General features: G+C 47.5%; 8 protein-coding genes and 3 pseudogenes. 7 read left to right on the forward strand and 4 right to left on the reverse strand.

Going from position 1 to position 6,704, the window contains the following annotated elements:
- Positions 1 to 151 precede the first annotated feature (151 nt).
- Positions 152 to 487, reverse strand: coding sequence for a hypothetical protein (locus D1841_RS15945; RefSeq protein WP_160644574.1), 336 nt, complete (start codon positions 485 to 487; stop codon positions 152 to 154).
- A complete protein-coding gene (locus D1841_RS15950; RefSeq protein ID WP_120391781.1) occupies positions 477 to 674 on the reverse strand; it encodes a hypothetical protein in 198 nt (65 codons plus the stop codon). Before D1841_RS15950 ends, D1841_RS15945 begins: the two co-directional genes overlap by 11 nt.
- A 271-nt stretch (positions 675 to 945) precedes the next feature.
- Here D1841_RS15950 and D1841_RS15955 point away from each other — a divergent pair.
- Positions 946 to 1,376, forward strand: a pseudogene (locus tag D1841_RS15955) (recombinase family protein); the annotation flags it as partial.
- Positions 1,377 to 1,428: 52 nt separating this feature from the next.
- On the opposite strand, the gene D1841_RS15960 reads toward D1841_RS15955, so the two are convergent.
- Positions 1,429 to 1,878, reverse strand: coding sequence for a GtrA family protein (locus tag D1841_RS15960; RefSeq protein ID WP_347564024.1), 450 nt, complete (start codon positions 1,876 to 1,878; stop codon positions 1,429 to 1,431).
- Between the two features lie 45 nt (positions 1,879 to 1,923).
- On the opposite strand from D1841_RS15960, the gene D1841_RS15965 reads away from it, so the two are divergent.
- The 6 genes and pseudogenes from D1841_RS15965 to D1841_RS15995 all read left to right on the forward strand — a co-directional run bounded on the left by D1841_RS15965 (position 1,924) and on the right by D1841_RS15995 (position 6,038).
- On the forward strand, positions 1,924 to 2,220 hold the full coding sequence (locus D1841_RS15965; RefSeq protein ID WP_160644577.1) for an ABC transporter ATP-binding protein: 297 nt from the start codon (positions 1,924 to 1,926) through the stop codon (positions 2,218 to 2,220).
- A 45-nt stretch (positions 2,221 to 2,265) separates the two neighbouring features.
- Entirely contained in the window at positions 2,266 to 2,718 is a 453-nt protein-coding gene (locus D1841_RS15970; protein ID WP_347564025.1) for an ABC transporter transmembrane domain-containing protein, read from the forward strand.
- 244 nt (positions 2,719 to 2,962) lie between these two features.
- Positions 2,963 to 3,634: an ATP-binding cassette domain-containing protein gene (locus tag D1841_RS15975; protein ID WP_160644579.1), complete on the forward strand. Its 672-nt coding sequence runs from the start codon at positions 2,963 to 2,965 to the stop codon at positions 3,632 to 3,634.
- Between the two features lie 917 nt (positions 3,635 to 4,551).
- Positions 4,552 to 5,349: pseudogene (locus D1841_RS19380) on the forward strand (terminase TerL endonuclease subunit); the annotation flags it as partial.
- Positions 5,334 to 5,702, forward strand: coding sequence for a hypothetical protein (locus D1841_RS15990; protein ID WP_160644580.1), 369 nt, complete (start codon positions 5,334 to 5,336; stop codon positions 5,700 to 5,702). The pseudogene D1841_RS19380 and the gene D1841_RS15990, both read left to right, overlap by 16 nt.
- A 6-nt stretch (positions 5,703 to 5,708) precedes the next feature.
- Entirely contained in the window at positions 5,709 to 6,038 is a 330-nt protein-coding gene (locus D1841_RS15995; protein WP_160644585.1) for a hypothetical protein, read from the forward strand.
- Positions 6,039 to 6,100: 62 nt separating this feature from the next.
- Here D1841_RS15995 and D1841_RS16000 read toward each other — a convergent pair.
- Positions 6,101 to 6,610 (reverse strand): annotated as a pseudogene (locus tag D1841_RS16000) (nucleotidyl transferase AbiEii/AbiGii toxin family protein); the annotation flags it as partial.
- Positions 6,611 to 6,704 lie beyond the last annotated feature (94 nt).

A 6,704-nucleotide genomic window follows, 5' to 3' on the forward strand; every position in this document is an offset into this window, starting at 1 on the left:
TTACGAAAAATGAGGTGATGCTTTATGAATGAAGTACCAGAAACTTTTGACTTTATGCCTTTTGGAGAAGCAATCAAAGCCGACTGGCTGTTTTATTTGCTAAACTACACCAATCGGCTATGTAAAAATCTATTCTGTTCTATTCTCTGCCTTATCTGCTTTTTTGTGATAAGGCTTTCCTTATTCTCTCTGTATCCCATTTTTCTGGAAATAACACTGCCATAATATGAAACGCATCCATCAGCCCTGCAATATACGCATGAGTTCCGTATTCAAAATCCTGCTTTTCCCTGCAATCTATAAGATGTTGGCAAACTTCCCTCTGTTTCTCCGTCAAATCAAGCTGGTTAAAAGCATCCTCCGCATATCCCTCGTCCTTACTGTCTTTTTGATAACTTACATCGGCTTGTAACAGTTTCAATACGGATTCGTCTTTTAATTTCTCTACTGCTATCTTCACCAGCTCTTTAAATTCCTTATCGCACATCACTTCCCCCTGCCAGTTCTACTCTTAATTTTTTAATAGGTGCATGGATAACCTTAAAAATGAGTTCGTCAACGCAGTCTGTATATCTGCCTTGCTGTATGAGCTGATTTTTCAGTTCCACAAGGCTATGTAATAAAATGCTCCGTTCCTCACTATCAACATATAAATGATTTTTCTTTTCTCTCATAATCAACACCAACCTTTTTTGATTTCATTATATAGAGAAACAATAAACCAATCAAAGGTGCGATTCGGACAAAAAAATAAGCGTACCACTATTTCTAATGATACGCTTATCATAATTCATTCTCTAATCAAGGTCGATATAAACGGTTACATTTGTTTCTCTCCATTGATTCTTCCTTACATACTGTCCGTTAGCTTTTCGGTAAGCCGCCGCCTGCTCGAAAGATAGCGGTAATTCAAAGGAAAGAGAACTCCTACCTACTTTGTATAGCCGCCTGGGCCGCAGCTACAAAGAAGTGCAGGAGCAGTGGCGCGTTTTAACAAAAGAAAAGGGCGTGGACATCTGCGTGATTGATATGCCGCTGCTGGACACCCGCACCGCTAAAGATCTCATGGGCACCTTCATCGCCGACCTGGTGCTGCAAATCCTCTCCTTCGTGGCCGAGAGCGAGAGGGAAAACATCCGCCAGCGGCAAGCCGAGGGCATTGCGGCGGCAAAAGCCCGGGGCGTAAAATTCGGAGGCCAGAGCAAGAGCTGCCAGACAATTTTCACGTGCTGCTCTTAGCATGGCAGAAGAGAGAGATCAGCCTGCGGGAAGCCGCAGACGCGTGCGGCCTGCCGAAATCGACCTTTTATGACGCCGCTAAACGCACGGAATCTGCCGAAAAACCAATAAAAAATGCAGTGTCCGAAAACTTGTGATTTATCGGACACTGCTTGTTGGCCCTCGAAAACCATTCGCAAGACGAGTGGTTCAAAAGAAGGCTTCTGGCGATGATGTAGAAAGAAAAGCGCTCCAAAAGACGAGCACTGCCAGGAAGGACACCACAATCTTTGAGAGCATAGTGCCGTCTAACCCCCACAGGGAGAACCTGTCCAGCCTTAAAACATAGGCGGCAACATACAGGCCCGCCTCCTCTATGCCAAAAGAAAAGAGCCTGCCGCTTAAAAAGGCCAGCGCCTCCCGCAGGACAAACCCCGGATGCCAGGCAGGGCTGTGAAACACAAATACTTTATTCGTGACATAGGCAAAAGCCGTGGCAATCAGGCAGGTGAGCAGGTTTGCAAACAGCACATGCCGCCCCTGCCACGCCTGCTGGAACAGCCAGAACACGGCGTAGTTCAGCACGGTGGTCAGCACGCCGAAAAACAGATACGCAAGCTGCTCCTTATACTGAAGCAGCAGGGCTTCCCCTTTTTTAATGGCTCCTCACTTCTTTGCTGGTTATTTTATAGGGACGGTTAGGGCTTGTTTGAAAATAGAGGGAATGACGAATTTTTGGTCAGAAGTGGTCATGTTCCAGGAAAAAACCGCAAGCTTGACTCTGCCATAAGGCGCATTTTTTCTTACCTGAAGCCTTACAAAAAAGAATTCTTCTTAGTCGCTCTGACTTTGTTGGCTTCCACCGCCGTTGGCTTCTTCCAGCCTCTGGTAATCCAAATCATCACTGATGACGGTATGCTCCAGCAGGACATGGCTGTGATCGTGCGTTTGGCGCTGGTGTTAGCTGGGCTCGTGCTGGTCAACCAGGCCATTGAACTTTGACAGACCCGCATTTTTGCAGACGTACATAATAAATCATATTACTCCATATTCCATCAAGTTTTCGAGAAGCTTCTTCACCCGAAAAAGACCTATTTTGGGGATAAAAATAATACGGAAATTCTGAGTTTTTTGCACATGGATGTATCCCAGGTTTCCTCCATCACAGATCGCTATATGGTCATGAGTGCCAGCTATGTGTTCCGGATCATCAGCAGCTTGGTGGGATTGTACGTGATAAGCTGGAAGCTGGCTTTGGTCGTTCTTGCGATGGTTCCCATAAAATTTTTCCTAGTAAAAAGCATGTCCAAGCACCGGGAAAAGGCTATGGAAAAGATGATTGAATCCAGCCGGGATTTCTCCCGTTGGTTCGGCGACAACCTCAATGGTGTTGACGAAATTAAGTTGTGGAATCTGTTCCAGAGCCGGGAGAAAATTTTTGCGCAAAAGCAGCGCGAGTTGCTGGGCCTGGAGAAAAAGGGCACCATGATTGACGGCTGAAACACCTTTTGGGAAATGCTGTTAGAGTGGTCGGTGACCATCGTGCTATACCTGCTAGGGGCTCATCTGCACTGGCAGCCTGACTATCGGCGCAGTGTTCGCATTTGCCAATTACTCCGGCTATGTGACCGGGCCTGTGTCCGCTCTTATTAATCTAAAAATGCATTTTGCACGCATCATGCCTTCGGCACGCCGGCTGTTTCAATTCCTGGACACGGAAACGGAGTGGGCCAGCGGGAAAGATATGGTTGAAAATCGTCCGCCTAGGTTGGAATTCCGGGATATACAGTTCCGTTACGAAGAAAACCGGCTCATCCTACAGGGGATAAACTTCACGGTGGAACCTGGCGAGAAGGTGGCAATAATCGGCCAAAACGGAAGCGGAAAATCCACCATATTAAATCTGCTGCTGCGGTTTTACCAGCCCAACGCTGGACACGTTTTGGCAGATGGAAAAGACGTAAGTTCCCTATCGCTAGAGGATTACCGAAGCCTGTTTTCAGTGGTCAGCCAGGAACCATATCTGTTTTTAGGGAACATTTTACAGAATGTGGACTTGAGTGAATCGGCAAAGGCCGATGAGTTGGAATCTGCTTTGAAGGAAAGTGGCGTAGCCAGCTATATAGTCCGCATGCCTGATGGCGAAAAAACACAAATTGGCCGCGACGGTGCCAAACTCTCCGGTGGCGAAAAGCAAAAGCTGGCGGTACCCCGCGCCCTGCTGAAGGATGCGCCGGTGGTGATTCTGGACGAAGCTACCTCGGGGTTTGATATAGAATCAGATGCGTATCTGCACGATGTTATCGTGAACAAAATGCAGGGGAAATCCGTGGTCATGATTACCCACCACTATAACAATCTGGAAGGGGCGGGCAAGGTGAACCGGCTGCCTTCAGCCAGCTTCGCAGCGTGTTGATGTAGATTCTCAATTCCGATGCCACTTCCCGGCTGGGATGCCCCTGCTCAGTTACCAGACGCACCGCCCTTCCTTGAATTTATCATCGTATCGCCGGGGCGCAATACCTTTTTCTTTCCCATCTTTTTTTCACCTTTCCTTTCCATTATAACGAATGATTTTTTGTCTTTCAAGATGGGAAGGGAATAATTTTCCGTTTTCCAACCGGGATACATGCGAGGATGATTCCAAGGTTATAAATTGGCTCTTCTATTTTGTACCTGACCTATCTGGTACGATACCACGCTGCTTTTTCTTCTTTGAGGAAAATGTGTTCGCTAAGGACGAACTTGGTGATTTGATTCTCCAGAACTCCTCTTTCCATACCTTTGAGTCCTGATATTTTATCTTCTTGGGCGGTTCCCTTTGGGTGACCGTCCTTTACTTTTGCTCTCTTTTTATCATGGCTCTCCTGCGGCGAACCGCAGCTTTACCTCCGTGCACCTGCGGCTCCTGCTTCGGTATTTATTACTCCTGTCTAAAAATGTAGGAAAAGCTTTTGGCAAGAATAAGATGGCCTCCGGACGCTCAGATCGTGCCCTGCAGCAAGACCTTGTGGCGCTGCCCCAAACCCTGAAAGGGACTTAACGCTTCTTGACCGCGCAATTTTCCTACCGTTGAGAGCGGAAGTAATATAAGAGGAAAATGTTGGGGAGATGCTATATGCTTTGGCAATATTCCTAGACAGGGCGGGAGACAAAAGTTTGTGTATTGAAAAAATGTAAGAAAAAATCTCTGACTATACCGAAATCAAAATAGAAGAAAAAAATTCACATTCCCAAAATTGTTTTTTCATCTATTTTCCGATAGCATATGTGAAAATAATTCGCTATATAATCAAATTGCAAACCAGTTTGTAAAATGGTAGACCTTGCTGGCAGAAGCGTATCATCTACCAGCCCACCAACAGTTTCTACCAGGTGCTTTCAGCGGAGCTTACAGCAAGCACGGATTCAACATCCATGGGGTGGTCTTTGATGAGCTACACACCCAGCCGAACAGAAAGCTGTGTCATGACCAAAGGCTCCGGCGATGCCCGGATACAGCCGCTCTGCTTCCTCATCACCATGGCTGGCACCGACACCCGTTCCATCTGCTACGAGACACACCAGAAGGCCAAGGATATTCTGAAGGGCCGGGAGATCGACCCCATCTTCTATCCGGTAATCTATGGCGCAGACGAGGGTGACGATTGGACGGATCCCAAGGTGTGGAAGAAGGCCACCCCCTCCCTGGGTATCACGATGAGCATTGCCAAGGTGCGGGCGACGTGTGACTCCGCCAAGCAGAATTCCGCCGAGGAGAACTCGTTCCGGAAGTTCCGCCTCAACCAGTGAGTGAAGCAGGCGGTGCGCTGGATGCCGATGGAACGCTGGGACAAATGCGATTTTGCCGCAAATGAGGACGGCTTGGAGGGCCGGGTCTGCTACGGCGATCTGGATTTGTCCTCCACCACCGACATCACGGCCTACGGAAAAGTGCGCAAGCTCATGCCCATCGAATGCTGGCGGTTGCAGGGGTTTAGTGACGAGCAATTCCACAAAGCAGCCACAACCGGGCTCTCTGATGCTCAATTATACAAGATGGCAGGAAACGCGGTCACTGTGCCTGTTATTTCCGCTTTAGGCGAGAAAATCAAAGACATTTTTTGGAGGTCATCATGCCAAACCATGTAACAAATATTATCGAAATCAAGGTCGACCCTGCCCGGGTCAATGCACTCTTCGAGACTGTCAAAAACGATGAGTACGGCCTCGGCTCCATCGACTTCAACAAGCCGATCCCCATGCCGCTGGAACTGGATATCGAGGAAAGCAGCATGACCGCCCGTGGTCTGAAAGCTTACAAGGATTTTATTGAGGTCTACACCTTTAACGGCAAAAAAGAGGATTTCAACCTGCTGAATATTCTTGAGAAATCAGAGCAGGCATTCCTGCGGGTGCGGTCTGACATTGACCGGGCTGTTTGGGATTTGGACAAGCAAGCGTTTCAGAATGAACAAAAATATGGGGCACCTACCTGGTATTAGTGGCGGATTAGGAACTGGGATACCAAGTGGAACGCCTATGGCTATGAGGACGGTGTCCAATTTGACAGGCATTCCCTGCGGTTCTGGTCGGCATGGGCGCTGTCTCAGCCAGTCATTGCAAAGCTATCGGAGATGTACCCTGACCTGGGCTTTACCCACCAGTTTGCCGACGAGGACATCGGACATAACTGTGGCGAGGATGAGTACCACAACGGCTCCCTGTGTGGGGAATATCGTCCCGCACAGCAGGAGACTGTGGATTTTCCTAATGGCTTGTGGGGTTTCGACGGCATGGAAGAAGATGGAGAGTTGGACAGTGGAATGTCCGTGAAATAAGTATAGCTAAATTTTAGGCCGGTATCAATCGTTCAGAAAGCGATTGGTACCGGCCTTTTGCAGTAGCCTGTTTCTGCGCTCCGTAAAAGCTGGTGGTCTACATTGATTACCCGGTTTTCAAAGTCAAGGTCGGTTTCAGTCAGCCCGCAGAGTTCGGAAATTCTAAGCCCTGTCCCCAGCAGTATGATAACCTCGTCACGGTATTTCTGATAGACGCTATCACTTGCGAGATAGTAAATATCGTAAAAATCTTTCATTCTTCCAGTTAGTTCAAACCGTTGCAGAATAGCGTCAAACTTTTCCGCAATAGTACTTTCAAGCGAATAGGTGAAAATAGCGGGAGACTCAAAGTCTGGAAGCTGTGTTTGAATTTTCTGTTCCATAGCATGAGGAACAATAGCATCACCTATCCCCATGTCTATATTGAACGAAACACGAACATTTTTTATCTTCCCGATAATTTGGACACTGATACCGTGATATTTTCTATGCGGTGAAATTTCTTCAAAACCGCTTGCTGTCATCTCGATATAGTTATTCCCTGTTGGTGCTTTAAGGATTTCATCTATCAGAGTTTTGTCGAAACTTCTCTAGATAGTGTCTACACGAATTAAGTACGGATAGCAGCCCAAATAGCGATACAACGGACGTGTACCGCGGCGATAA

The sequence above is a fragment of the Neglectibacter sp. X4 genome, from assembly GCF_009917365.1.
In the GTDB taxonomy this organism is placed as follows: domain Bacteria; phylum Bacillota; class Clostridia; order Oscillospirales; family Acutalibacteraceae; genus Acutalibacter.

Bases quoted from the DNA above. Each gene is read 5' to 3' on its own strand.
- D1841_RS15945 (WP_160644574.1), bottom strand. From the start codon at position 487: ATGTGCGATAAGGAATTTAAAGAGCTGGTGAAGATAGCAGTAGAGAAA.
- D1841_RS15950 (WP_120391781.1), bottom strand. From the start codon at position 674: ATGAGAGAAAAGAAAAATCATTTATATGTTGATAGTGAGGAACGGAGC.
- D1841_RS15975 (WP_160644579.1), top strand. From the start codon at position 2,963: ATGGTTGAAAATCGTCCGCCTAGGTTGGAATTCCGGGATATACAGTTC.
- D1841_RS15990 (WP_160644580.1), top strand. From the start codon at position 5,334: ATGCCAAACCATGTAACAAATATTATCGAAATCAAGGTCGACCCTGCC.